Genomic DNA, 25,140 nt, shown 5'->3' with positions numbered 1-25,140 from the left:
TCCTTTCCACGCCGCTGGGCGTGTCACTTCGTCTCACGTCGATATCTACCGGAGTTCGCGAGCCCGTTCCACGAATGACGACTCGGACATCCCTGCCCACGTCGACCGCGTCCCGGGCCCGCGCCTCACACGTCAGATATCAAGGAACCGAACGTCCTTGGCGTTGCGCTGGATGAAGGTGCGGCGGGACTCCACGTCCTCGCCCATGAGCACCGAGAAGATCTCGTCCGCCGCGGCCGCGTCGTCCATGGTGACCTGCAGCAGCGTCCGGTGGTCGGGGTCCATCGTGGTGTCCCAGAGCTCGGAGTAGTCCATCTCGCCGAGACCCTTGTAGCGCTGGATGCCGTTGTCCTTCGGGATCCGCTTGCCCTGCGCGGCACCGGCCTCCAGGAACGCGTCGCGCTCCCGGTCCGAGTACACGTAGTCGTGCGGGGCGTTGCTCCACTTGATCCGGTACAGCGGCGGCTGCGCGAGGTACACGTGGCCGTGCTCGATCAGGGGTCGCATGTACCGGAACAGCAGCGTCAGGAGCAGGGTGCAGATGTGCTGGCCGTCGACGTCGGCGTCGGCCATGAGCACGATCTTGTGGTACTTCAGCTTCGAGATGTCGAAGTCCTCGCCGATGCCCGTGCCGAAGGACGTGATCAGCGCCTGGACCTCGGCGTTGGACAGCGCCTTGTCCAGGCGCGCCCGCTCGACGTTCAGGATCTTGCCGCGCAGGGGCAGGATCGCCTGGTTGTGCGGGTTGCGCCCACGCACCGCCGAGCCGCCGGCGGAGTCACCCTCGACGATGTAGATCTCGCACTCGTCGGGGAAGCGGGACTGGCAGTCCTTGAGCTTGCCCGGCATGCCGCCGCCGTTGAGGATGCCCTTGCGGCGGGTCGCCTCGCGGGCCTTGCGGGCCGCGATCCGGGCCTGCGAGGCCTGGATCGCCTTGCGGATGACGTCGCGGGCCTCGTTCGGGTGCGCGTCGAACCAGTCGACGAGCTGCTCGCGGACCACGCGCTGCACGAAGGTCTTGGCCTCCGTGTTCCCGAGCTTGGTCTTGGTCTGGCCCTCGAACTGCGGCTCGCCGAGCTTCACGGAGATGACGGCGGTCAGGCCCTCGCGGATGTCGTCACCCGTGAGGTTCTCGTCCTTCTCCTTGATGATCCCCTTGTCCCGCGCGTAGCTGTTGACCAGCGTGGTCATCGCCGCGCGGAAGCCCTCCTCGTGCGTGCCGCCCTCGGTGGTGGAGATCGTGTTGGCGAACGTGTGGACCGACTCGCTGTACGCGCTGGTCCACTGGAGCGCGACCTCGACCGAGATCTTCCGCTCGGTGTCCTCGCTCTCGAACGAGATGACGTCGGGGTGGATGAGCTCCACCCGCTTCGCCGAGTTGAGGTGGTGCACGTAGTCCATGAGGCCGTCGTCGTACTTGAACGTGACGGTGCGCCAGGCGTCCGCGTCCTGCGACGTGCCCTCGGCGTCCGGCTGACCGTCGGCGCCCGCGACCTCCTCGACGCCGTCGACCGTCGCATCGGGCTCGGCACCCGTGACCTCGTCCGTCGCGGACGAGTGGCCGGCCCGCTCGTCGGTGAGCGTGATCTTCAGGCCCTTGTTGAGGAAGGCGTACTGCTGGAACCGGGCGCGCAGCGTCTCGAAGTCGTACTCGGTCGTCTCGAAGATCGACCCGTCGGCCCAGAACGTCTGCGTGGTTCCGGTGTGCTCGTCGGGGCCGAGCGGCCCGAGCTTCTCGACGCCGGTGATCGGGTTACCGCCGTCGGTGTACTCCTGACGCCAGTTGAACCCGTCGCGGCGCACCTCGGAGACGAACCGGGTGCTCAACGCATTCACCACGGACATGCCGACGCCGTGGAGGCCGCCGGAGACGGCATATCCGCCGCCGCCGAACTTGCCACCGGCATGCAGGATCGTCATCACGACCTCAAGCGTCGGCTTGCCCTCGGTCGGGTGCATGGCGACCGGAATGCCTCGGCCGTCGTCGGAGACTCGCACTCCGCCGTCGGCCAGAAGGCGCACGTCGATCTCGGTGGCGTGACCCGCAAGGGCCTCGTCCACAGCGTTATCCACAATCTCGTACACAAGGTGGTGGAGCCCACGCTCACCGGTCGATCCGATATACATGCCCGGTCGCTTACGAACGGCCTCGAGACCTTCCAGGACTGTGATGTTCCCGGCGTCGTAGCCGCCGTCGATTCGCTCTGTCACGGGCGGGGTTGCTCCTCGTCTTTCAGGCACACGATGTGCACGACGACGGACGTACCAGCTGCTGCGCGAGCGGCTCGGACCAGGTGAGGTCCATGCCGTGCTCGGGTGCCACGTACGGTCCGACGGCTCGTCGGTGCTCAGCGTTCCGGGCCCTCAGGACGTTCCTGGGAACCCGGCGCGGTTGACCCCCTCATACTACCTTCTGAGCGGCGAAAACCCGGGATCCTGGGGTGTTTGTAGCCACTCCTCCACAACCTTTCTCCACAGGGTGATTTCTGAGGGCTGGAAGCGGTTCCCGAACGGCGTCCGGAGCGTCGATCCGACCCCCGCCGGAGGTCCCGTCCGGGGGTCCGGTCCCGTCCTCGGACGGGCGCGGTCGACGACCTCGACGACGCCACTCCGGACGACTCGTCGAGAGTGCGTCCCGGCATGCGATTGCCCTTCGGATCGTCATGTCGCCGTCTGTTGAAGGTCAGAAAATTTGCACGCAGAAGGTGACATTTCGTTGATTTGTCGTTTTCTGCTCTAATAGCGCCGACCGGTCACATGCGCGCGCACGCGCACTCTCACTTCGAAGGGCAACAGAGTGAAGAAGCTTCTCGCCGGCGGAACTCTCGCCATCCTGGCATTCGGCGGCATGATTGCCAGCGCCGCACCCGCCTCCGCACACACGCCGAGCGTCTCCGCAGACTGCGGTTTCGTGAACGTTGATCTCAAGTACTACAACGGGGCCAAGGTCACGGTCGTCATCGACGGTCAGACCTTCGAGGACACCGAGTTCTCCAACGGCTTCCAGAAGCTCTACCCGGACCTCGCGCTCGACAAGGCGCACGAGTGGACCGTCACCGTCGACGCCTACGACGGCCGGGACGGCACGCAGTACGACTGGTCGGAGTCCGGCTCGATCGGTGTCTGCCAGACGCCCCCGCCGGCCGAGGTCGTCACCCCGGTCATCCCGGAGGCCGTGGCCGGTTGCGCCGCCAGCCTGGACGACGTCGTCATCCCGGAGAGCACCGAGGCCATCACCTACACCAAGACCGAGGCCGGCATCGTTGCCACGCTGAACTCGGAGGAGTACACGTTCCCCGAGGAGCTCGGTGCCTACCAGCTCCAGGAGGACGGTTCGGCGCTGCTGCCGACCGAGGCCATCGTGATCGAGGAAGAGTGCGCCGAGCCGACGCCGGAGCCGTCTCCGTCCGTCGAGCCCAGCGAGGAGGCCTCCGTGCCACCCGCCGCCGAGCCTTCCGCGTCGCCCAGCCCCGAGGCTGAGGAGCCCGCCGAGCTCGCCGCGACCGGTGCGACCGTCGGTGGCGCCATCGCGTTCGCCGCTCTGCTCGCCCTCGGTGGCGTCGCCCTGGTCTGGGCCCGCAAGCGGATGCAGCAGAACGCCTGATCACACAGCTCCTGGCTGACGCTACGGCGTAGCTGAGCGACGAAGGGCTCCCCGGCCTCGGCCGGGGAGCCCTTCGTGCGTCTGCGGGCCGTTCCGGACCGCGTACGGGCACGTGTGCGGTGGCCGCCGGCCGCCGGCGTGGAGCCTGTGGATCGTGGACCGGTGCGGTCAGCCCCAGGTGTCCCGAGGGCCGGGGCCGCGCACGGACCGGGGCCCGCGCCGGAACCCGGGGCCGGCCGGGCCGAGCACCGTGACCTCCTCGACGACGCCCTCCCCGATCTCCTCGGCCATGCGCCGGATCAGGGTCGGCACCAGCAGCCGGAGCTGGGTGGCCCAGGCCGTCGAGTCGGCGCGCACCACCAGCACCTTCTCCTCGAACGTCTCGGGGGTGCAGTGGTCGGCGATCTCCGAACCCACCACCTCGCGCCAGCGGCCCACGACGCCGCCCACCGACACCTCCTCGGTCCAGCCCTTCTCGCGCAGCAGCCGGCCGACGACCGCGCCGAGGAGCTGTGGATCCCGGGCACCGGGCCCCGAACCGCTCGACCGGGGCTCGGCCAGAGGAGACCGCCGGGAGGGGGATCCGGGCCGCAGACCACGGGCCCGGGCCGCCGCCTTCGCGCGGTTGAGGGCGGCGCGAGCGACCTCCGACGGCGGCGTCAGAGCGGGCTCAGAGTTATCCACAGGCCCCTGTGGAGATTCGTCAGTCACGGGTCACCGTCCCGGGTTCCACGTGAAACCGTACGCCGTCCAGAGCCGACGGGATGTCCTCCGGCACGGCCGCCGTGACGAGCACCTGGCGAGCAGGGAGGACCAGGTCCGCAAGACGTTCCCGGCGTCGTACGTCGAGCTCGGCGAACACGTCGTCGAGGATGAGCACCGGGTCGGCGTCGGTACCCAGTTCGGGATCCCAGAAAGTGGGTGAATCCGCCGAATTCTGCGGATCCCCGCCCAGCAGCCGGAACGACGCGAGCCGCAGCGCGAGCGCGAACGACCACGACTCACCATGGCTCGCGTACCCCTTGGCAGGCAGTCCGCCGAGCGTCAGCACGAGGTCGTCGCGGTGCGGGCCGACGAGGCTCACACCGCGCTCCAGCTCCTGCGGGCGGGCCTCGACGAGGGCGTCGAGCAGCAGGTCACGGAGGCGTCCGACTTCCGAAAAGTTATCCCCAGAGGCTGTGGACAACTCCGGTGGATTGTCTGCCGAGAGGGCCGGCAACGACGACCGGTAGGTGATCTCCGCGTCGCCGTCCGCATCACTCACCTGCTCGTACGCGGCGGCGACCGCGGGACGCAACGCGTTCACCAGCTGCACGCGTAGCGAGAGGATCTCCGCACCGAGCTCGGCCAGTCGCGCGTCCCAGACGTCGAGCGTCGCCAGCTCGGCGGCCGCCGAGCTCTCCGACCGCGGCGACCCACCGGAGCGCCGGGCCGACCGAGCTGACTTGAGCAGTGCCGAACGCTGCCGCAGGACCCGTTCGTAGTCGGACAGCACGGCGGACACCCGCGGCATCATCAGTACCAGGAGCTGGTCCATGAACCGCCGGCGGCCGTCCGGGTCGCCCTTCACCAGGGCAAGGTCCTCGGGCGCGAAGAGCACCGTGCGCAGGACCCCCAGAACGTCCCGCGCCCGGACCGGCTGGCCGCGGTTGATCCGGGCACGGTTCGCCTTGCCCTGGGTGATCTCCAGCTCGATCGTGCTGGCCCGGTCGCCCCGGACGATCCTCGTCCGGACCACGGCACGCTCGGCGCCCGATCGCACCAGCGGCGCATCTGTGGCGACCCGGTGCGAACCCAGCGTGGCGACGTAGCCGATGGCCTCGACCAGGTTGGTCTTGCCGCGGCCGTTGCGCCCGACGAACGCGTTGACCCCGGGTTCGAGCTCGAGGTCGGCTGACGCGTACGACCGGAAGTCCAGCAGGGAGAGGTGGGAGACGTACATCGGTAGGAGATCGTACGTCCCGACCGCTACTCCGCCGACTTCACCGCGTGCCCGCCGAACTGCTGGCGGAGCGCGGCGACGGCCTTCATGGCCGGCGACTGCTCCTGGCGCGAGGCGAACCGCGCGAACAGGGCGGCGGAGATCACGGGGAGCGGCACGGCCAGGTCGATGCCCTCGTCCACGGTCCACCGGCCCTCGCCGGAGTCGTCGACCCAGTCGTCGAGCAGGGCGAGCTTCGGGTCCTCCTCCAGGGCCTTGACCATCAGGTCGAGCAGCCAGGAGCGCACGACAGTGCCACGGCTCCAGGCCCGCACCGTGCCGTGCACGTCGGCGATCAGGTCGGACTTGGCCGCCAGGAGCTCGTAGCCCTCGGCGTAGGCCTGCATGAGTCCGTACTCGATGCCGTTGTGGACCATCTTGGCGTAGTGGCCGGCGCCGACACCGCCGGCGTGCACGAAGCCCTCCTCACGGGGCCCCTCGGGGCGCAGCGCGTCGAAGACCGGCAGCACGCTCTCCACGTCCGCGGCCGAGCCGCCGACCATCAGGCCGTACCCGTTCTCGAGGCCCCAGACTCCGCCGCTCACACCGACGTCGAGATAGCCGATCCCGTTCTTCGCGAGCTCGGCAGCCCGCTCCTGGTCCTCGACATAGTGCGAGTTGCCGCCCTCGATGACGATGTCACCCTCGGAAAGGATCTCTCCGAGCTGGTCGAGCACGCCGCGAGTGGGTTCACCCGCCGGAACCATCACCCAGACGACCCGCTTGTCCTCGGGGAGCGCGGCGGCGAGATCCGCGAGCGTCGCGACGTCCGACACCTCGGGCCGCGGGTCGAACCCGGTGACCTCGATGCCGCCCTTCCGCAGACGGGCCCGCATGTTGTTGCCCATCTTCCCCAGGCCGACCAGACCGATGTGGGTAACCATGTGCGTGAAATCCTCCTGGGTCGTTCGACGGGGTCGCTCGTGGCGGCCGTCCTTGGTGCTGGCTGACGTCGGGTTGCGGGCGCGCGCCGTCGATCAGGACGGTGCGTCGAGCTCGTCAGCCGGTGAAGCGGATCGGCACCAGCAGGTACCGGTAGGCGGAGTCGTCCTCGCCGTCCAGGCTGCCCTGACCGGTGAACTCGACCGGCTTGTTCGGGTGCGTGAAGGACAGCCGGACGAAGTCCGTGCCCAGGGCGCCCAGGCCGTCGAGGAGGAACTGCGGGTTGAACGCGACCGCGATGTCCTCACCGACCAGGACTGCCTCCAGCGCCTCGGAGGCCTGTGCGTCGTCCCCCTGGCCGGCATCCAGCACGACCTGCCCCTCGCTGAACGAGAGCCGGATCGGCGTGTTGCGCTCCGCGACCAGGCTCACGCGCTTCGCCGCCTCGATCAGCGGGGCTGTGGCGACGACGGCGTGGATGGGCGTGCTGTCCGGGAACAGGCGGCGGACGGCGGGGTAGTCACCGTCGACGAGCTGGGAGGTGGTCTGCCGGCCGCCGGCCTCGAACCCGACGAGGTCGAGGCCCTGGCCTGTGGACAGGCCGACGTTCACGAGTCCGCCGCCCGAGCCGAGCGACTTGGCGACGTCGTTGAGCGTGCGTGCCCGCACGAGCGCGACGGCAGAGAAGCCCGGCGTGGCCGGGGTCCACGTCAGCTCGCGGAGCGCCAGGCGGTAGCGGTCGGTGGACAGGAGGGTGATGCGCTCGCCCTCGATCTCGACGCGTACACCGGTCAGCAGGGGGAGCGTGTCGTCGCGGCTGGCGGCGACGGTCACCTGGGCGACGGCGTGGGTGAACGCGTCACCCGACACCGTGCCGCTGACCTCGGGGAGCCCCGGCAGCGCCGGGTACTCGTCCACAGGCATGGTGAGAAGTGTGAATCGGCTGGCCCCACAGGTGACGACGACCTTGTTGCCCTCGAGCGCGACATCCACAGGCTTGTTGGGCAGCGCGCGAGAGATCTCGGCGAGCAGCCGACCGGAGACCAGCACGGTGCCCGGCTCCGCCACCTCGGCGGGGATCTCGGAGCGCGCGGACGTCTCGTAGTCGAAGCTCGCGAGGTTGATGACGCCCTGCGGGTCGGCTTCGATCCGGACACCGGCAAGCACCGGTGCCGGCGGGCGCGTGGGGAGCGTACGAGCGGTCCATGTCACGGCATCGGCGAGAACGTCGCGCTCGACCCTGAACTTCATGCCGTTACATCTCCTCTTGTTCCTGGGCTGTCGAGGGAAACCCTACGCGAGTTGGGGACCTCTCGGCACTCGATAGGTCCAGGCTGTGGATGGACTTTCCGGCACAACTCGTACTAGTGTTCGAACGGGTAGCCGAGGCGCTCGACCGGCTTATGAAGGCGCGTGGATTCCCCCTGATAGATAACTGTCGTCGTAGTAGTAGGTGTTGTGGAAACTGGGGAAATCGTGTCTTTCCGCAGGTCAGAGGCCATTTTCTCCTGTGGAGGAGCTGTGGGGCTATCTGTGCATGAACTGGGGACCGCTGTGGACGGCCAGTTTTTACACACAGGCTGTCCACCGATCGGGGTCTCGTCGCCCACAGAAAACAGGCGCTTGTCCACACCCGTCCACAGGCTTGTCCCCAGGTGTGTATCGGCTGGTCAGCGCGACGCCGTAGGTTCTGCACAGGTTGTGTCCACAGCGCTGGGGACAAGCGATGGAGAGCCCAAGGAATTCGCCGATCTGCATGTGGACAGTCCTGTGGAGGTGCGTATACGCAACACCCCCGCGCACCGGTCCGGCTGTGCACAGGGGTGTTGAAAGGTGTGGAAGTGGGTTCTATGCCCGGATTTTCGGGCAGCACGAGGCCAGGGAAGGCTGCACGTGTGAGGTGCGACGTGTCAGCCGCGCTGCTGCTGCTTGATCCGGCTCGTGAGCTCGGTGACCTGGTTGTAGGTCGAGCGGCGCTCCGCCATCTGGCCGGCGATCTTCTTGTTCGCGTGCATGACCGTCGTGTGGTCGCGGCCGCCGAACTGCTGCCCGATCTTGGGAAGTGACAGGTCGGTGAGCTCACGGCACAGGTACATGGCGATCTGCCGGGCGGTGACGAGCACGCGTGACCGCGACGAGCCGCACAGGTCGTCGATGGTGAGGCCGAAGTAGGCGGCCGTCTGCGCGATCACGACTGCGGGTGTGATCTCCGCGGTGTCGTCGTCGTCCGTGATGAGGTCCTTCAGGACGATCTCGGCGAGTGCCAGGTCGACCTGCTGGCGATTGAGGTTGGCGAACGCGGTGACCCGGATGAGTGCGCCCTCGAGCTCACGGATGTTCGTCGAGATCCGCGAGCCGATGTAGGAGAGAACGTCAGCCGGCACGTCGAGGTGCTCGCTGGCAGCCTTCTTGCGCATGATCGCGATGCGCGTCTCCAGGTCCGGGGGCTGGACGTCGGTGATGAGACCCCACTCGAACCGGGACCGTAGCCGGTCCTCGAAGCCGTTGAGCTGCTTGGGCGGGACGTCGGACGTGATCACGACCTGCTTGTTCGCGTTGTGCAGCGCGTTGAAGGTGTGGAAGAACTCCTCCATCGTCTGTTCCTTGCCCTGCAGGAACTGGATGTCGTCGATGAGGAGCACGTCGACGTCGCGGTACCGGCGTTGGAACGCGCCCGCCTTGCCCTCACCGATGCTGTTGATGAAGTCGTTCGTGAACTCCTCGGAGTTCACGTACCGCACGCGGATGTGTGGATAGAGGTTGTGGACGTAGTGCCCGATGGCGTGCAGCAGGTGGGTCTTGCCCAGTCCCGAGTCGCCGTAGATGAAGAGCGGGTTGTACGCCTTGGCCGGAGCCTCTGCCACGGCGACGGCCGCCGCATGCGCGAACCGGTTGGACGAGCCGATGACGAACGTCTCGAAGATGTACTTCGGGTTCAGTCGGGTGGGCTCGGCCGACGGTTTGGGCGCGGGCTGCGGCGCGATCGGCATCTGCGCCTGCTCGGGCTCCGGGGGCTCGTGCTCGAGGGAGAGAGCCGCCGGGCCGGAGATCTGGGACGGGCCGGCGAGCGTGCTGCTGCTCAGCTCGGGGTCCACGGTGATACCGAAGCGGACGTCGCGTCCCAGGACCGACGACATCGCGGAGACCAGGTCGTCGCGGACGGCCGTCTCCAGGTAGGTCCGCGTCTGCTCGTGAGGGACGGCGATGAAGACCATGTCGTCCAGCACAGCCATGGGCTTGGCGAGACGGATGAAGGCGAGCTGCCGGGGGCTCATGTCGGGCCGGGCCTCGAGCGCTGTCAGGGTCTGCGCCCAGACATCGCCGATGTTCTCGTCCGGGTTGGCCACTGGCTTTCCTTAGTCTCGTGCGTGGGGTGGTGCGCGACGCTGGGGGTGTGTTGGAGTCTGCCATGATGAGGCACCGTCCACACAGTTGTCCACAGGTTGTGGATGGCGCGGATCATGCCTGGGTAAGTGGTACGTAGCCAGGCAGGACGGGCCGGCGGGGTAGGCCGGCGAGGCGCGCGGTGTGGCGCGTCCGACACGCATGATCCTGCGGTTCTGGTTTGACCCGGGGGCCCCGCCCGGCGTAACGTCAGACAGCCGTTCCAGGTACTTCTGCGCGCCCATACACGGATTCGAGCCACGTCCTCCGACGTCGGCCAGGACCGATGGGCCAGGCCCCGGGTCGGCTCGGTCGATCGAACTACTGAGCGACCACCATTCACTGCATCGTCGAGGACAGACGGTGTGCCTACCCCGACGTTCTTGGAGTACCTCGTGAGCAAGCGGACCTTCCAGCCGAACAACCGCCGCCGTGCGAAGACCCACGGCTTCCGGCTGCGCATGCGCACCCGTGCCGGCCGCGCCATCCTGGCAGCTCGCCGGCGTAAGGGTCGCGCCGAGCTCTCAGCCTGAGCCATGTTGCCCGCGGCGCACCGTTTGCGCCGTTCCGTCGACTTCGAGCGGACGGTGCGCCGCGGCACGCGCGCAGGTCGATCGACCTTGGTGGTTCACCTCCTGGTTCCGGACGAAAACGTCCAGGACGCAGGATCGGGAACTCCACAGGTCGGTTTTGTCGTTTCCAAGGCTGTGGGTAACTCCGTGCAGCGCAACCTGGTGAAGCGTCGGCTCCGTGCCGCCGCGTTCGGCCAGCTCTCCGTGCTGCCCAGCTCCGCTCGTGCGGTGGTGCGCGCGCTGCCGCCGTCGGCAGACGCGACCTACGCGGATCTCGACCGCGACCTCGACTCGTGCTTACGGCGCGCTGTCGCGCGCGTCTCCGGAGACGGGAAGAGATGACCACCATCCCTGCCCCCGAGGGTGAGGCGCCGACGCGTGAGCCATCGCTGATCGGTCGGCTCCCGGTGACCCTCCTTGTGGGGATGGTCCGGTTCTACCAGGCGTTCATCAGCCCGATGAGCCCCCCGAGCTGCAAGTACTACCCGTCCTGCTCGCAGTACGCCCTGATCGCGCTGCGTCGCCACGGTGCGCTGCGCGGGCTCGGTCTCGCGCTGTGGCGCCTGCTGCGGTGCAACCCGTGGAGTCTCGGCGGCGTGGACGACGTGCCGCCCGCGCGCGGCACGCACACTCACGCCGAGAGCTGACCTGCCTCGGCTCGTGCCGCCGTACACGACCCCCTCGCACCTACCGCAGACTTCGCGTCACCAACTCTGGAGCTTCTTGACCGATGGACTTCTTCGCCTTCCTCTACCCCATCGAGTGGGTCGTGGCCTGGATCATGTACGGGTCACACTGGCTGTTCACGACGCTGGGGATGTCCAGCGGCCCAGGGACCGCGTGGGTGCTGTCGATCGTCGCACTGGTGATCGTGATCCGTGTGCTGCTCATCCCGCTGTTCTTCAAGCAGATCAAGGCTTCGCGCGGGATGCAGATGATCCAGCCCGAGCTGCAGGCCGTGCAGAAGAAGTACAAGGGCAAGACGGACCCGGCGTCCCGCGAGAACATGACTCGCGAGACCATGGAGCTGTACCGGAAGCACGGGACCAACCCGTTCGCCTCGTGCATGCCGATCCTGCTGCAGTCGCCGATCTTCTTCGCACTCTTCCGGGTGCTCAACGGTCTGGAGCCGATCTCGACCGGTGCGCAGGATCCGATCGGCCCGATCACCCGTGAGGTCGCGAGCGACATCGAGTCGTCGACGCTGTTCGGTGCGCAGCTGAGCGACGTCTTCCTGCAGACCGACTCGATGACCTCGCGCATCGTGGTGATCGTGCTGATCGTCGCGATGAGCGTCACGACCTTCACGACGCAGCGCCAGCTGACGATGAAGAACATGCCGCCGTCGGCTCTCGAGGGCCCGATGGCGCAGACGCAGAAGCTGATGCTCTACATGCTGCCGATCGTCTTCGCGATCTCCGGCGTGAACTTCCCGGTCGGTGTGCTGATCTACTGGACCGTCACCAACCTGTGGTCCATGGGCCAGCAGTACTACACGATCAAGCGGATGCCGACGCCTGGTTCCGTCGCCGAGAAGCAGATGAAGGAGCGGCAGGCTGCCAAGGCCGCGAAGAAGGCTGCCAAGAACGGCCGGGTCATCGAAGAGGACGTCCCGGTGGTAGAGGAGCCGAAGAGCGGCCAGCGCGTCCAGCCCAAGCGGAAGAACCGGCAGAAGGGCGGGACCCGTCCGGAGCCCGCGCGCCCGGCGATCGCACAGGCCGCTCCGCAGGACGCCACCGACGCGCCGGCCGACGGCTCGACCGGCAAGCAGCAGGTCGGCACGTCGAAGCAGTCGAGCGGGTCCAAGCAGTCCGGTACGCCGAAGCAGTCCGGCTCACCCAAGCAGTCCAGCACGCAGCCCGGATCGAAGCCCAAGCCGTCCGGCACCGCGCCTGGGGCGACCCCGGCGTCGTCGGGCAAGCGCAAGCAGAAGAAGTAGGAGGAGACGCGATGAACGCGAGCACAGGTACGGCCGCACCCGATCCCGCGGCCACGGTCGCGGATCCGGAGGACCGCACCAAGCGCCTCGAGGAGGAGGGCGAGATCGCCGCCGACTACCTCGAGGAGTTCCTCGACATCGCCGACCTCGACGGCGACATCGACCTGGACATCAAGCACGACCGCGCGGCGGTCGAGGTGGTCGCGGACGACCCCGAGTCGCTCGCGCACCTGATCGGTCGCGAGGGTGAGGTGCTCGACGCGATGCAGGAGCTCACCCGCCTGGCGGTGCAGACCCGGACGGGGGACCGGAGCCGGCTGATGCTCGACATCGGCGGTTACCGGGCGGCGCGTCGTGTCGAGCTCACGCGGATCGCCGAGCGGGCCGTCGAGCAGGTGCAGGAGTCCGGCGCCGAGGTCGAGCTCGAGCCGCTCAACGCGTTCGAGCGAAAGGTCGTGCACGACGCCGTCGCTGCTGCCGGCCTGGTCAGCGACTCGCGCGGTGTCGAGCCGGAGCGGTACGTCGTGGTCCAGCCGGCCGGGACGGCCGCGGTCACCGACTGATCCGATGGTTTCGGCCGAGGGCCGGTGCGCGTCCCGAGGACGTGCACCGGCCCTCGGTGTGTTTGGCTTCTTTTGACAGCGAGTGGAGGGACGGACGTGGAAGGTTCGGACGTGGAAGGGGAAGCCGGCTCGACCGACGTCGAGGTGTTCGACGGCGAGACGCTGGGTGCCAGTGCTGCTGTCAGGGCGTACCTGGGCGACGCCTACGACGGCGTCGTGCGCTTCGCGGAGCTGCTCCGTGATCAGGGGGAGCTGCGTGGACTGATCGGTCCTCGGGAGGTACCGCGCATCTGGGAGCGGCACATCCTCAACTCGGCGGCCGTCGTCCCGTACCTTCCCGCGGCCGGTTCGGTCGCCGACATCGGATCGGGCGCCGGACTGCCGGGCATCGTGATCGCGGTGATGCGGCCCGAGCTGCAGGTGATCCTGGTGGAGCCGATGGAGCGCCGGACGACATGGCTGGCCGAGGTCGTGGCCGAGCTCGGGCTGGCGAACGTCGAGATCAAGCGTGGGCGAGCCGAGGAGTATCACGGCGCCTTCGAGGCGGACGCCGTCACCTCGCGGGCGGTCGCCGCGCTGTCGAAGCTGGTCCGGATGAGCATGCCCCTTGTCCGGGTGGGCGGCGAGCTGGTGATCCTCAAGGGACGCAACGTGGCTCAGGAGATCGAGCCGGCACGAAAGGTCCTGCGGAAGTACGCAACGGGGGATCCGGAGATTCTCGAGGGGGCCACGGTGGAGGGCGTCGAGACGACGACGATCGTCCGGGTGCGCCGCGGGAAGTAGGTTTTCGGGCAGTCATGTTTCACGTGGAACGGGAGCGATCGCCTCTGGCGATCGCTCCCGTTCCTGGTTCTCGAAGGGTCCCGTGCTGCGCGGCCGGGCCGGCCTGCCGGGCTCAGCAGCCTCCGCAGTTGTAGTAGAGGATGTCCCAGTGGTTGCCCTCGTCGGTGTAGAGATTCCCGGCGCCGGAGCGGTACTGGTAGCCCCAGCCGGAGATGTATCCGACGTACGTGAAGTTGTTGCTGATATAGCTGTCGAGGCAGGTGCTCTGCCGGGTGTCGAGCTTGTAGCCGTTCCAGTGGCTGTAGGTGCCGCTGGAGTGTCCGGTCTCGGTGCCGCCGGTGATGGTGATGGCGCATCCGCTGGCCGAGTGGAGCGTCTTGATCCCGTCGATCGTGGTCTGCCGCACCTGGTCGAAGGAGGTGCATGTGGCGACGTTCCGATTGCTGCATCCGCCGCTCGACGTCCAGGAGATGCCAGCTGCGCTGAGCTGGGCGGTCGCCTGTGCGTGAGTGAGGAACGTCGCGGCGCTGGCGGGGGCCGCGAAGGCGAGCACGAGCGCTGTGGTGAACGCAGTGATCAGTGCGGTGGCTCGGGTGATGGGTCCGGACAAGACGCCTCCCTGCGTGGAGTCAGACGTACCTGGGCGATTCGAGGATAGGTGGAGACGGGATAGTTCTGGGCATACCAGTTCTGACATAGCGGCGGCGGACTGGCGGGGTGCTGACCTGGGGTGGCGCCAGCCGCGGAGCCAGACCGTGCGGGCGGGACAAGCCTGAAGAGCTGGGCGGACCTGAGCGGCGGTAGATCGGGACGGAGGCGGGCCGGCACGGAGTTTGGTCGAGCCGGAGTCGGGCCGGAGCCACGCTGGGCCGGAGTTGCGCCGGGACGGAGTTGCGCCGGGACGGGGTCGAGCCGCGAGGGAGCCAGACCCGGCCGCGCCGAGTCAGATCACGTCCTGGCGGGCCAGATCGAGGCCGAGTCGGACGAGCCGAAGTCGATCGGGTCCCAGCCGAGCCGGGACAGGCCCCAGCTTCGCCGTCCGCCAGGGAATGGCGAGCCGGAGCCAGGGGCCGCGGAGGTACCTGCTGCTGCCTGTCGTAAGTCCTGGACCCGGGGACGATGAGGCATGCGGTCTGAGCCCGTTTCACGTGAAACAAGCGAGCTGGCGTGAAGCGGGGCGGAGCGGGTATGCCCAGCCGCCCAGGATCCACGTGGTGCGCCGGAGGCGTTTCACGTGAAACCGAGCGATGGCCGCCTGGGAAACGACGAGCATGCGATCGGCCGTGCGTGCGAGACGGAGTGGCGGTCAACCTCTCTCGGCTTGGTTCGCAGGGTTCCAGACCCGACGGAGCGCATCGGTGCGCCTCGGCCGTCGAACAGGATCTGATCGCCTTCGCGACGGCGTTTCGGCACGCTCGAACAGGGACCCGACCGTAGCGTTACACGGGTGTGCTTCTTCAGACGAAAGTCCAAGCGAGCGGCGGCGGCTGCGGCTCTGGCGGCGTCCGCCGCGAAGGCAGATACGCCCGACTCGTCCGCTTCGGAATCGGCGGCGGGGGTCCCGGACGCCACTCCTGTGGACTCCACGTCACGAGCGGCGCCGTCTACGGCGCCCTCTGCAGCAGGGGTGACCGATGGGCCTCCGGCGGAGGTCGAACCGGCGGCGGCGTCAGCACCCAGCACACCTTCGGCTGAACCTCCGGCCGAGGAAACGGCGGCGGGCGCAGCAGCTGCCGAGGGCAACGGACCGCGCTGGGTCCCGGACGAGTCCAGGGATGGATCGTCCGCCGTCGCCGTCCTGAACGGAAACGCGAGTGACGCCTCCGAGGACGTCCCGGGCAGCGCCGCACCGGACGGCGCCCAGACCGGGGCCACGCTCCGCGCGGGGAGCGACACTCCGGACGACGCCGGGAACAGCACCCGGGCCTCCAGCGCCCAGGCGCAGGCTGACGCAGCGACACAGGCACACTCCGCGGCGTTTGTCTCGGCAACCGGGGCGGTGAGCGACGGAACTGCGCCCGGCACGTCCAGGACCTCGGCTGAAGAGGAGCGGGGCGGCGAGGCCGCTGCCGGGACGAACCAGGGGGCGACCGACGCTCCGGCGTCGGGAGCGACGTTCCTGGAGAGTTCGGAGGAGGGCCCGGCCGAGGACACCAGTGTGCCGTCGTCCCAGGACATGGCACCACCGCCCGCCGAGATCGTGACGGGTCGGCCGCGTGACGAGGTATGGGGCCAGGACAAGCCGGATCCCGAGGGAAAGAACGTGGCTGAGCTCAGCCAACTGATCGAATCCGTGACGAGGTCGGCAGCGGCCGACGACGACGACGCCACGAAGGTGGCAGAGGTACTGGAGATCGACGAGATGACGGAAGTGCTGGAGCCGGCGCCGGAGCAGGTCGAGGTGCCGGCCCTGTCAGAGGCAGTGGCGCACGACCCGGATCTGATGGAGGAACTGCCCTCGCGCCGTCCGATTCCGGCAGATGCGATCAAGCGGGCGAGTGAGGCACTCGACGCGGCAGTGAACGCTGCCCCCGCGGTGATCGGCTCGGCGACCATGACGGTCGACGACGAAATGGTCGACTTTGTCGACGCCGAATTCACACATTTCGACGGAGAAACCGACCCCGAGGCCAAGCCAGAAGCGGGGGCCAGCGATTACAGTGTCCGCGTGACGGATCCGATTCCTGTGCAGAGCCTCTCCGCTCCCGGTGTTTCACGTGAAACGACCGGGTCCGTGCAGACGCCCCATGGCACTCAGCAGCCCACGGGCGGCCCGCACGGTGGCGATGACGAGCGGCGATCGGCCCTCATCGCGACCGTCCCGGCCGTTGACGAGACGACTCCTGTCGCCGCCGAGCTCGCAATGGACGCTCGCCGACGCATCGAACTGCAAGGGCGGAAGTTCCCGCGCCCGCCGAAGACCCGCATCATCACGGTCGCCAACCAGAAGGGTGGCGTCGGCAAGACGACCACCACGGTCAACATCGCGGCCGGGCTCGCGCAGTCCGGCCTGAACGTCCTCGTGATCGACAACGACCCGCAGGGCAATGCCTCGACGGCGCTCGGGATCGAGCACCGGGCGGGGACGCCCTCGGTCTACGAGATCCTCGTCGAGGGCGAGCCGCTGGCGAACACGATTCAGCAGTGCCCGGACATCCCGAACCTCTGGGGCGTTCCCGCCACGATCGATCTGTCGGGTTCTGAGATCGAGCTGATCTCTCTTGTTTCACGTGAAACGCGACTCCGCAAGGCGCTCGACAAGTACCTGGCCGACCGAGTCGCCGCAGGGGAGGAGCGCATCGACTACGTGCTCATCGACTGCCCGCCGAGCCTCGGCCTCCTGACGGTGAACGCGTTCGTCGCGGGCCGGGAGGTCTTCATCCCTGTCCAGTGCGAGTACTACGCGCTCGAGGGCCTGAGCCAGCTGCTCAAGACCATCGACCTGATCCGCTCCCACCTCAACCCGGAGCTCCGGGTCTCGTCCATCCTGCTGACGATGTATGACGGTCGGACCAACCTGGCGCAACAGGTGGCAGGGGAGGTGCGGTCGCACTTTCCCGCCGAGACGTTCAAGACGACGATCCCGCGGTCGGTGCGGATCTCCGAGGCGCCGAGCTACGGCCAGACGGTGATGACCTACGACGCGACATCCACGGGGGCACTCGCGTATCTTCAGGCGTCCCGAGAGCTGGCCGAGCGTGGCCAGGGCGGATCGAGCCCGCGCCGCGCGCTGAAGGCGGAGCCGGTCGGGGCGCAGGACTGATGCTCGGCAGTGACGAACGAGATGCGTTGCATCTTGTGTTGGAGATGAAGCCCGTCCGCGCTCCGCGCTGGACCGGAACCTACGAGGAGACACGATGACTGCGAAGCGACGCGGGCTCGGGCGGGGCCTGGGCGCCCTGATCCCGACGGGTCCAGAGCTGGACGAGCGGGCTTCCGGAGCTGGGGAGTCGGACGGCGCGGACAGCGCGCTGGGCGGCTCGGTCGCTACCGTCGTCGAGGAGCGTCCGGCTCCTGTCGAGACCCCGGCCGACGAGGTGCCCGTGGGCGCCGTCTCCGCCGAGACGATCGGGGATCAGGCTCCTGAGCAGGTCACGGAGAAGAAGGCCGCTCCCAAGAACACGGGACCGCGTCCGAGCACGGTGAAGTGGGACTCCGCGATCGCCAGCGGCCGGCTGTCGGTCGCCAACGAGGCGAGCGAGGGCACCGGGGCGTCGGCGCTGGACGATGCGTTCTTCAGCCGGGAGGAGAGCGCACCCGAAGCCGTTTCACGTGAAACACCGGACCTCGTCCCCGTGCCGGGCGCGCGGTTCGCGGAGCTGCCCGTCACCGCCATCCGGCCGAACACCTGGCAGCCGCGCACGGTCTTCGACGAGGGCGACCTCGACGAACTGGTCGACTCGATCAAGGAGATCGGTGTTCTCCAGCCGATCGTCGTCCGCCCGGACAAGGAGCACCCGGGGGAGTACGAGCTCATCATGGGCGAGCGGCGCTGGCGCGCCACACAGGCCGCCGAGCTGGAGACCATCCCGGCGATCGTTCGCGACACCGACGACGGCGACATGCTCCGGGACGCGCTCCTGGAAAACCTGCACCGCTCGAACCTGAACCCGCTCGAAGAGGCCGCCGCGTACCGCCAGCTGCTCGACGACTTCGACTGCACGCACGAGGAGCTGGCGAACCGGATCGCGCGCAGTCGTCCGCAGATCTCCAACACCCTCCGGCTGCTGCGCCTGCCCCCGCTGGTGCAGCGCCGCGTCGCCGCGGGCGTGCTCTCGGCAGGCCACGCGCGTGCCCTGCTCGGCCTGAGCGACGGTGCGGAGATCGAACGCCTCGCGCAGCGCATCGTGTCGGAAGGTCTCTCGGTCCGGGCGACCGAGGAGATCGTGATGCTCACGGAGTCCGACGGCAACGGCACGAAGGCGCGCAAGACGCCGCGGGCCGGCACGCGCAGCGAGGCGGTCGACGAGCTGGCGACCCGGCTCTCCGACCGCTTCGAGACGCGGGTCAAGGTGGCGCTCGGCAAGAACAAGGGCCGCATGACCGTCGAGTTCGCCTCGGTCGAGGACCTCAATCGCATCCTCAACGTCATGGCACCCGAGGAGCGCGGACTGCTGCGACCGGCCGCCGAGGACTGACGCACCCGCGCAACGGACAGACACAAGGCTCAGGGCCGGCACTCACGAGGGTGCCGGCCCTGAGCCCTTACCGGGCCTGCCGACACACCTCGGCAGGCCCGGACGTACGAGAACGACCTGCTACCGCGCGGACACCAGGGCCGTGTCGATGATCGCCCGGTACAGCGTCGACAGGTCGTGCCCGCTCGCGGCAACCGCCTGGGGCAGAAGTGACATCTCCGTCATACCTGGCGCGACATTCACCTCGAGCACGTGCGCCGTGCCGGACCGGTCGAGAATCATGTCGGTGCGCGAGAGGTGCCGCAGGTGCAGGGCACGATGTGCGCGCACCGCCACGTCCGACACCAGGTCAGCCTGCTGCGGGGTGAGCCGGGCAGGCGCGAAGAACTCGGTCTCGCCGGCCACGTAGCGTGCGGCGTAGTCGTATCCGCCATCGGCCACGATCTCCACCGCAGGGAGGGCCTCGGGACCGTCGGCCCCCTCGATCACGCTGACCGCGAGCTCCACACCGTCGATCGCGCGCTCGACCAGCGCCGTCTCGCCGTATGCGAAGCACTCCACCATCGCGCGCGGCAGGTCCTCGGCGCGGGTCACGACCGTGACGCCGAGCGCCGAGCCGCCCTCGGTGGGCTTGACCACCAGGGGAAGGCCGATGCGCCGCAGGATCGTGTCGAGCACCGGCTGCGCGCCGAGGTCCCGGAACAGGCTCTGGGGGAGCGTCACGTAGTCCGGCGTCGCGAGCCCGGCGTCGAGCAGCGCGGCCTTCGAGATCGGCTTGTTCCAGACGACGCGGCTCGCGCGCGGCCCGGTGCCCACGTACGGCAGACCGACCATGTCGAGCACGTCGCGCACGGAGCCGTCCTCACCGGAGGCGCCGTGCAGCAGCGGCCAGACGACGTCGGGCCGGGTCGTGCGCAGGAACGACAGGAGGTCGGCGTCGACGTCGTGCAGCAGGACCTCCAGGCCGGTGGCGCGCAGCGCCTCGGCGACCCGGCGCCCGGAGCGCAGGGAGACGTCCCGCTCGTGCGACAGGCCACCGGCGAGGACGACCACCAGGGGCGAGCGGCGCCCGGCGTCGTGCGGCTCGGGGTCGAGGGGTGCGCCTGGCGCGGCCGGCTCGGTCGGGACGGGGGCGGAACTGGTCATCGAGGACTCACTCGGTCGGGACGGGGAACGGTCAGCTGCCATCGTGTCAGACGCGCAGGTCACCGGGGTGACCTGCGCGTCCGTCGAGCGTCGGGGGCTCACGCCAGGTCGGGAGCAGGGCCCTCGACGTCGTCCGGGCCGGTGCCGGGCTGGCCGGAGGTGCCGAAGATCTGCACCAGCTCGGACTCGCCGTTGACGACGCCGGCCAGCCGCCGCACACCCTCCCGGATCCGTTCCGGGGTGGGGAAGCAGAACGACAGGCGCATGTGGTCGGAGCCGCTGCCGTCGTAGTAGAACGCCGTGCCCGGGACGTACGCGACGCGGGCCGTGACGGCGCGAGGCAGCATCGCCCGCGCGTCGAGGCCCTCCGGCAACCGCACCCACACGAAGAAACCGCCCTGCGGCACGTTCCACGACGCCCGGGGCAGGTACTCACCGAGTGCCCCCACCAGCGCGTCACGCCGCTCGCGGTAGGTCTCGCGGTACGCCTTGATCTGGGCCTTCCAGTCGCAGGTCTCCAGATACGTGGCCACGGCGAGCTGGGAGGCGTTCGAGGGGGACAGCACTGCGGACTCGCTGGCAAGCACGAGCTTGTCGCGCACCGCGTGCGGCGCGATCACGAAGCCGACGCGGTAGCCCGGCGCGAACGTCTTGGAGAACGAACCGAGGTACAGCACGCCGTCGGTGTCGTAGGAACGCAGCGCCGGCATCGGCTCGGTGTCGAACCCGAGCAGCCCGTACGGGTTGTCCTCCACCACGAGCACGCCGTGCCGGCGGCAGATCTCCAGGATCTGGGGGCGCCGCTCGACGGAGAGCGAGACGCCGGCGGGGTTCTGGAAGGTCGGCACGGTGTACAGGAACTTCACGCGCCGGCCCTCGGCCGCCAACCGGGTCAGCGTGGCGTCCAGCTCCGCCGGGACCAGGCCGTCGGCATCGAGCGGCACCTGGACGACGTCGGCCTGGTAGGACCGAAAGACCCCCAGCGCACCCACGTACGACGGCGCCTCCGCGAGGACCACGTCGCCCGGGTCCACGAAGATGCGGGTCACGAGGTCGAGCGCGGACTGCGAGCCGGTGGTGACCACGACGTCGTCGGGGTGGGCGGAGACGCCCTCGAGCGCGACGACCTGGGTGATGTGCTCGCGGAGCACCTCCTCGCCCTGGCCTGAGCCGTACTGGAGCGCTGTCGTGCCCTTGGTGACGATGAGGCGCTGCATCGCGTCGGCGATGACGTCGAGCGGCAGGCCTTCCAAGTACGGCATCCCGCCGGCCAGAGACACGACCTCGGGGCGGTTGGCCACCGAGAAGAGCGCTCGGATCTCCGAGGCGCGCATGCCGTGCGCTCGCGCCGCGTACGAACCGAACCACGGGTCGAGGCGGTTACCGGCAGTCTCGGGAAGCTCGTTCACGCCCGCCAGTCTCGCACGCACCGTGTGCTCGGCCCAGTACCCGTTCGTGGCGAAACGGTGAGACTACGCGGCTCCCGTGCCGAGCCAGGCGTCGAAGCAGGGCGCCGGACCAGTGCACCGGCCCACCGGTCCGGACCAGGACGAACGAAGAGCGCGTGCCCGGTGCCGCACCCCGTGCGGGGTGGGCCGGACACGCGCTCGATCACGCGGAGGGCAGGCGGGTCAGCCTGCGAGGACCTCGTCGATCTCCTCGGTCAGCGCGCGCTTCGGACGCGCGCCGATGATCGACTTCACGACCTCGCCGCCCTTGTAGACGTTGAGCGTCGGGATCGAGACGATGCCGTAGTCCATGGCGGTCTGCCGGTTCTCGTCGGTGTCGATCTTGACGATCTTGATCTTGCCCTCGTACTCGTCGGAAAGCTCCTCGAGGATGGGCGCCACCATGCGGCACGGGCCGCACCAGGTAGCCCAGAAGTCCACGAAGACGGGAATGTCAGAGTCGAGGACCTCGCTCTTGAAGGTGTCGTCGGTGACCTTGATGGTGCTCATCCAGCATCTCCTTGTTCATGGCCCCGTGGGGGCCCAGTGGGGCGCGGCCGGTGGCAGCCGGCCGGAGATCAGTCGTTCAGCGAGTCGAGGAACGCCTGGGCGTCGAGCGCCGCGGAGCAGCCCGAGCCGGCGGCCGTGATCGCCTGGCGGTAGGTGTGGTCGACGGCGTCGCCGCAGGCGAAGACGCCGGGAAGGTTGGTGCGGGTGCTCCGGCCCTCCACGAGGATGTAGCCGTTCTCGTCGAGGTCGACCTGACCCTTGACCAGGTCGGTGCGGGGCTCGTGACCGATCGCGACGAACAGGCCGGTCGCGTCCAGGTCCCGGACCTCGCCGGTGACGGTGTCGCGCAGGCTGAGCCCGGCGACCTTGTCGTCGCCCGTGATGCCGGCGATCTCGCTGTTCCACGCGAACTCGATCTTCGGGTCCGCGGCGGCACGCTCCGCCATGATCTTCGAGGCGCGCAGGTCGTCGCGGCGGTGCACCACGGTGACCTTCGAGGCGAACCGGGTCAGGAACGTCGCCTCCTCCATCGCGGAGTCGCCACCGCCGACGACGGCGATGTCCTGGTCGCGGAAGAAGAAGCCGTCACAGGTGGCACACCACGAGACACCGCGGCCGGAGAGCCGCTTCTCGTCGGGCAGCCCCAGCTCGCGGTAGGCCGAGCCGGTCGCCAGGATCACGGAGCGGGCGCGGTAGGTGTCGCCGCCGCCCGTCACGATCGTCTTGACGTCGCCGGTCAGCTCGACCTGCTCCGCGTCGTCCCAGATGACCTTGGCGCCGAACTTCTCCGCCTGCTCCCGCATGGCGTCCATCAGGTCAGGACCCTGGATGCCGGCGGGGAAGCCGGGGAAGTTCTCGACCTCGGTGGTGTTCATGAGGGCGCCGCCCGCGGTGACCGAACCCGCGATGACCACGGGCGCGAAGCCGGCGCGAGCCGCGTAGATGGCCGCGGTGTATCCCGCGGGACCGGACCCGACGACTACGACGTCGAGCACGGGGGCGTCGGTGGTGCCGGCGGCCGGAGCGGTGGTCTGATCGGTCAAGGTGTTCTCCTCGAGTTCCATGGGCACACGCAACAACACGCGAGCGGGTCCCAGTGTTCCAGCCCAGGTCCCCTGGGGCTCGGTCGTGGACGTGAATCTCGCCACACAACATCGACATCCGTCGATGCGTTCTGTATCCGAGCCGATCCTGTCACGAAAGAACGCCGGCGGGAACGAACCATCGACGTGATGTGGTTCGGACCTGCCGGCGTTCCGTACTGCTTGTGGCCGTCAGTTCGTGGTCGTCGGCGACGACCGTCGGTCAGCTCAGCACGACCTCGCTCAGCTCGAGCCGGAAGCCGTCCGAGACCTGCGGCAGCTCGGTGACCCAGATCGTGAACGAGTCGCTCACGACGGGCTCCGGCAGCTCGAAGGTGGTGGTCTCCGCGAAGGTGCCCTCGGCGAGCACCTCGCCGCCCTCGCCACCCTTGAGGATCTGCACCTTGCCCCCGGGGGTGTTCGTGAGCAGCTCGATCTTGGAGACCGACGCCGGCTCGCGGAGCCGCAGCTCCATGCCCAGGAAGTCCTTGAACCCGCCGAACGCCGCCCGCTGGTAGGTGGTCGTGAAGTAGAACGTGGCCGGGTCCGTGTCGAAGGCCCGCTCCACCGCCTCGGGGTGGTCGAGGGTGCTGCCCTCCCAGTCGAGCTCGCCCAGGAGCGTCCCGGAGTCGATCACCGGACGTGCCTCGGTCTCGGTCGGCGCCGACGGCTCGCTGCTGCCCCCGTCCGCACCCGCGGAGGTGGAGACTGTCGGTGACGGGGTCGCGTCGGCGATCACGTCGGGGGTCGGCGAGAGGACGGCGTTGATGGCCCAGATGAGGCCCGCCACGACGGCCACGCCGACGAGCCCGAGCACGATAGGCGTCGGGTTGACGCCGCCACGCTTGGGCGCGGGCTGGGTGGCGAAACCGCCGTCCTGCTCGTAGTAGCCGCCAGAGTTCGGGTCGTAGCCGCCCGGCGCGTAGGACTGCGGGGGGTACTGCTGCGGCGGCTGCTGTTGCTGCGCGTACTGGTCGTACCCGGGCTGGGCCGGTGCGACGGGCTGGCCGTACTGGTCGTAGCCTGCCGGCGGGTAGCCGGCCGGCGCCGCCTCGGGCGGCGGGGGAGGCACAGGCGCGTGCTGCCCGTAGGCCTGGGGTTCGTAGGTGTAGTCGTTCTGGGGCTCGGGATAGCCGGCGGGCACGTTGCCGCCCGCCCCCATGGCCATTGTCTCGTCGGTACGTGCGATCCGGCCGGTGACGGGGCGCCGCGCGGGCGGAGCTCCTTCGCCTCCGAAGGCGTCGGCGATGGACTGCCGCCGCGGCTCCTCCGGCTCGGGCTGCACGAATCCAGGCAGCGATGCCACTACGGAAACCTCTCCCCACGGCTGGAGAGCCGCGGTGACGTCGTCGGGGTTCTTCGGCCCTTCGGTGCCGCCGGACGCGTCGAACGTCCGGGCCACCAGGCCGTCGATCTCGGTGTCCACGTGCGGGACCAAGCTGGAAAGAGGCGCCACGGCGCCGGAGTCGTCGAGCTGCGCGGGCAGCGGGATCAGGGTGTCCTTCGCGATCCAGTCGGCCTCGAGGTCCTGGCCGGGCCAGCGCGCCGTCATCGCGTAGTAGAGGAGAGCCACGAGGCCCTGGGCGTCGAGCTCCGCGGGCTTGACGTTGAGCGTGTCGCCGGAGGCGAGCCCGCCGTCGAGCCCGAGGCCCGTGACGCGGACCTGGTGGCCGTCGACCCGTACGGCCTCCGGGCGGAGCGCGGCGTGGTGCACGCCGCGGGCGTGCGCGACGGCGAGGGCGCCGGCAGCCTCGCCGACGATCGCGCGGGCCTGCTGCTCGTCCACGAGGCCGCTCGAGATGATCTGGGTCAGCGTGGTGCCGGTGTAGGGCTCGGTGACCACGTACTTGCGTCCGTCGGCGTCGGACCCGGCGTCGAGCACGCGGACCAGGCGGGGGTCCGTCACGAGCGCCGCACGCCGGGCGGCGTCCAAGGCGTCACCGGTATAAGGCCCGGTCACAAGGGTGACGCGGACCTCGCGGTCCAGGATCAGGTCGTGCGCCTCCCAGGCGGTCGCCGCGGCAAGGTCGGTGGACGCCTGCTGGCGCAGCCGGTATCTCTCGACCAGCACGGTGCCAGGTTCGACAGTGCTCACGCGGACCTCCTCG

20 protein-coding genes and 1 pseudogene are annotated in these 25,140 nt (G+C 69.0%); 9 read left to right on the top strand and 12 right to left on the bottom strand.

The window, feature by feature from the left end; translation table 11 throughout:
- Positions 1–132 precede the first annotated feature (132 nt).
- Positions 133–2,211: a DNA topoisomerase (ATP-hydrolyzing) subunit B gene (gene gyrB, locus ACZ7LE_RS00555; RefSeq protein WP_470401470.1), complete on the bottom strand. Its 2,079-nt coding sequence runs from the start codon at positions 2,209–2,211 to the stop codon at positions 133–135.
- 700 nt (positions 2,212–2,911) lie between these two features.
- Between gyrB and ACZ7LE_RS00550 the strand changes: the two genes are divergently transcribed.
- Positions 2,912–3,604, top strand: a complete 693-nt coding sequence (locus ACZ7LE_RS00550; protein ID WP_470401469.1) for a hypothetical protein — start codon at positions 2,912–2,914, stop codon at positions 3,602–3,604.
- Positions 3,605–3,772: 168 nt separating this feature from the next.
- On the opposite strand, the gene ACZ7LE_RS00545 is transcribed toward ACZ7LE_RS00550, so the two are convergent.
- The 5 genes and pseudogenes from ACZ7LE_RS00545 to dnaA all read right to left on the bottom strand — a co-directional run bounded on the left by ACZ7LE_RS00545 (position 3,773) and on the right by dnaA (position 9,814).
- Positions 3,773–4,288, bottom strand: coding sequence for a DciA family protein (locus tag ACZ7LE_RS00545; RefSeq protein ID WP_400537132.1), 516 nt, complete (start codon positions 4,286–4,288; stop codon positions 3,773–3,775).
- A 19-nt stretch (positions 4,289–4,307) separates the two neighbouring features.
- Complete coding sequence (gene recF, locus ACZ7LE_RS00540; RefSeq protein ID WP_470401468.1) at positions 4,308–5,546, bottom strand: DNA replication/repair protein RecF; 1,239 nt, start codon at positions 5,544–5,546, stop codon at positions 4,308–4,310.
- 26 nt (positions 5,547–5,572) lie between these two features.
- Positions 5,573–6,541, bottom strand: a pseudogene (gene gnd / locus ACZ7LE_RS00535) (phosphogluconate dehydrogenase (NAD(+)-dependent, decarboxylating)); the annotation flags it as partial.
- Between the two features lie 43 nt (positions 6,542–6,584).
- On the bottom strand, positions 6,585–7,718 hold the full coding sequence (dnaN, locus tag ACZ7LE_RS00530; RefSeq protein ID WP_470401467.1) for a DNA polymerase III subunit beta: 1,134 nt from the start codon (positions 7,716–7,718) through the stop codon (positions 6,585–6,587).
- A 659-nt stretch (positions 7,719–8,377) separates the two neighbouring features.
- A complete protein-coding gene (gene dnaA, locus ACZ7LE_RS00525) occupies positions 8,378–9,814 on the bottom strand; it encodes a chromosomal replication initiator protein DnaA (protein WP_108492793.1) in 1,437 nt (478 codons plus the stop codon).
- Between the two features lie 432 nt (positions 9,815–10,246).
- Between dnaA and rpmH the strand changes: the two genes are divergently transcribed.
- From rpmH to rsmG, 6 genes are all read left to right on the top strand, one after another.
- Positions 10,247–10,384, top strand: coding sequence for a 50S ribosomal protein L34 (rpmH, locus tag ACZ7LE_RS00520; RefSeq protein ID WP_010849920.1), 138 nt, complete (start codon positions 10,247–10,249; stop codon positions 10,382–10,384).
- 3 nt (positions 10,385–10,387) lie between these two features.
- Entirely contained in the window at positions 10,388–10,765 is a 378-nt protein-coding gene (gene rnpA, locus ACZ7LE_RS00515) for a ribonuclease P protein component (RefSeq protein ID WP_470401466.1), read from the top strand.
- Positions 10,762–11,070, top strand: coding sequence for a membrane protein insertion efficiency factor YidD (gene yidD, locus ACZ7LE_RS00510; RefSeq protein WP_285100560.1), 309 nt, complete (start codon positions 10,762–10,764; stop codon positions 11,068–11,070). Before rnpA ends, yidD begins: the two co-directional genes overlap by 4 nt.
- 83 nt (positions 11,071–11,153) lie before the next feature.
- A complete protein-coding gene (gene yidC / locus ACZ7LE_RS00505; RefSeq protein ID WP_470401465.1) occupies positions 11,154–12,362 on the top strand; it encodes a membrane protein insertase YidC in 1,209 nt (402 codons plus the stop codon).
- 11 nt (positions 12,363–12,373) lie between these two features.
- Complete coding sequence (locus ACZ7LE_RS00500; RefSeq protein ID WP_377234796.1) at positions 12,374–12,925, top strand: Jag family protein; 552 nt, start codon at positions 12,374–12,376, stop codon at positions 12,923–12,925.
- A 111-nt stretch (positions 12,926–13,036) separates the two neighbouring features.
- The gene (rsmG, locus tag ACZ7LE_RS00495; protein ID WP_470401464.1) at positions 13,037–13,708 is read left to right on the top strand and encodes a 16S rRNA (guanine(527)-N(7))-methyltransferase RsmG; all 672 of its coding nucleotides are present in this window, start codon (positions 13,037–13,039) and stop codon (positions 13,706–13,708) included.
- A gap of 112 nt (positions 13,709–13,820) precedes the next feature.
- Here rsmG and ACZ7LE_RS00490 read toward each other — a convergent pair whose 3' ends face one another.
- On the bottom strand, positions 13,821–14,318 hold the full coding sequence (locus ACZ7LE_RS00490; protein ID WP_470401463.1) for a hypothetical protein: 498 nt from the start codon (positions 14,316–14,318) through the stop codon (positions 13,821–13,823).
- Between the two features lie 1,389 nt (positions 14,319–15,707).
- Here ACZ7LE_RS00490 and ACZ7LE_RS00485 point away from each other — a divergent pair.
- Both ACZ7LE_RS00485 and ACZ7LE_RS00480 read left to right on the top strand, forming a co-directional pair.
- On the top strand, positions 15,708–17,471 hold the full coding sequence (locus ACZ7LE_RS00485; RefSeq protein ID WP_470401462.1) for a ParA family protein: 1,764 nt from the start codon (positions 15,708–15,710) through the stop codon (positions 17,469–17,471).
- A gap of 94 nt (positions 17,472–17,565) precedes the next feature.
- Complete coding sequence (locus ACZ7LE_RS00480) at positions 17,566–18,846, top strand: ParB/RepB/Spo0J family partition protein (RefSeq protein WP_470401461.1); 1,281 nt, start codon at positions 17,566–17,568, stop codon at positions 18,844–18,846.
- A gap of 120 nt (positions 18,847–18,966) precedes the next feature.
- Here the strand turns inward: ACZ7LE_RS00480 and ACZ7LE_RS00475 are convergent, their stop codons facing one another.
- From ACZ7LE_RS00475 to ACZ7LE_RS00455, 5 genes are all read right to left on the bottom strand, one after another.
- A complete protein-coding gene (locus ACZ7LE_RS00475; RefSeq protein WP_470401460.1) occupies positions 18,967–19,992 on the bottom strand; it encodes a D-alanine--D-alanine ligase family protein in 1,026 nt (341 codons plus the stop codon).
- Positions 19,993–20,090: 98 nt separating this feature from the next.
- Positions 20,091–21,401: an aminotransferase-like domain-containing protein gene (locus ACZ7LE_RS00470; protein WP_470401459.1), complete on the bottom strand. Its 1,311-nt coding sequence runs from the start codon at positions 21,399–21,401 to the stop codon at positions 20,091–20,093.
- 222 nt (positions 21,402–21,623) lie between these two features.
- The gene (gene trxA, locus ACZ7LE_RS00465) at positions 21,624–21,950 is read right to left on the bottom strand and encodes a thioredoxin (RefSeq protein ID WP_377227371.1); all 327 of its coding nucleotides are present in this window, start codon (positions 21,948–21,950) and stop codon (positions 21,624–21,626) included.
- 68 nt (positions 21,951–22,018) lie between these two features.
- Entirely contained in the window at positions 22,019–23,014 is a 996-nt protein-coding gene (gene trxB, locus ACZ7LE_RS00460; protein ID WP_470401458.1) for a thioredoxin-disulfide reductase, read from the bottom strand.
- Positions 23,015–23,255: 241 nt separating this feature from the next.
- On the bottom strand, positions 23,256–25,127 hold the full coding sequence (locus tag ACZ7LE_RS00455) for a protein kinase family protein (RefSeq protein WP_470401457.1): 1,872 nt from the start codon (positions 25,125–25,127) through the stop codon (positions 23,256–23,258).
- Positions 25,128–25,140: the final 13 nt, after the last annotated feature.

Source organism: Promicromonospora sp. NPDC110617 (assembly GCF_055598465.1).
The sequence above is the reverse complement of the archived record's forward strand: the minus strand, read 5'-3'. Positions and strand labels throughout refer to the sequence as shown.

Coding starts and splice junctions, on each gene's coding strand:
- yidD (WP_285100560.1), top strand. CDS start 10,762: ATGACCACCATCCCTGCCCCCGAGGGTGAGGCGCCGACGCGTGAGCCA.
- dnaN (WP_470401467.1), bottom strand. CDS start 7,718: ATGAAGTTCAGGGTCGAGCGCGACGTTCTCGCCGATGCCGTGACATGG.
- trxA (WP_377227371.1), bottom strand. CDS start 21,950: ATGAGCACCATCAAGGTCACCGACGACACCTTCAAGAGCGAGGTCCTC.
- yidC (WP_470401465.1), top strand. CDS start 11,154: ATGGACTTCTTCGCCTTCCTCTACCCCATCGAGTGGGTCGTGGCCTGG.
- ACZ7LE_RS00475 (WP_470401460.1), bottom strand. CDS start 19,992: ATGACCAGTTCCGCCCCCGTCCCGACCGAGCCGGCCGCGCCAGGCGCA.
- ACZ7LE_RS00500 (WP_377234796.1), top strand. CDS start 12,374: ATGAACGCGAGCACAGGTACGGCCGCACCCGATCCCGCGGCCACGGTC.
- trxB (WP_470401458.1), bottom strand. CDS start 23,014: ATGGAACTCGAGGAGAACACCTTGACCGATCAGACCACCGCTCCGGCC.
- ACZ7LE_RS00480 (WP_470401461.1), top strand. CDS start 17,566: ATGACTGCGAAGCGACGCGGGCTCGGGCGGGGCCTGGGCGCCCTGATC.
- rnpA (WP_470401466.1), top strand. CDS start 10,388: ATGTTGCCCGCGGCGCACCGTTTGCGCCGTTCCGTCGACTTCGAGCGG.
- recF (WP_470401468.1), bottom strand. CDS start 5,546: ATGTACGTCTCCCACCTCTCCCTGCTGGACTTCCGGTCGTACGCGTCA.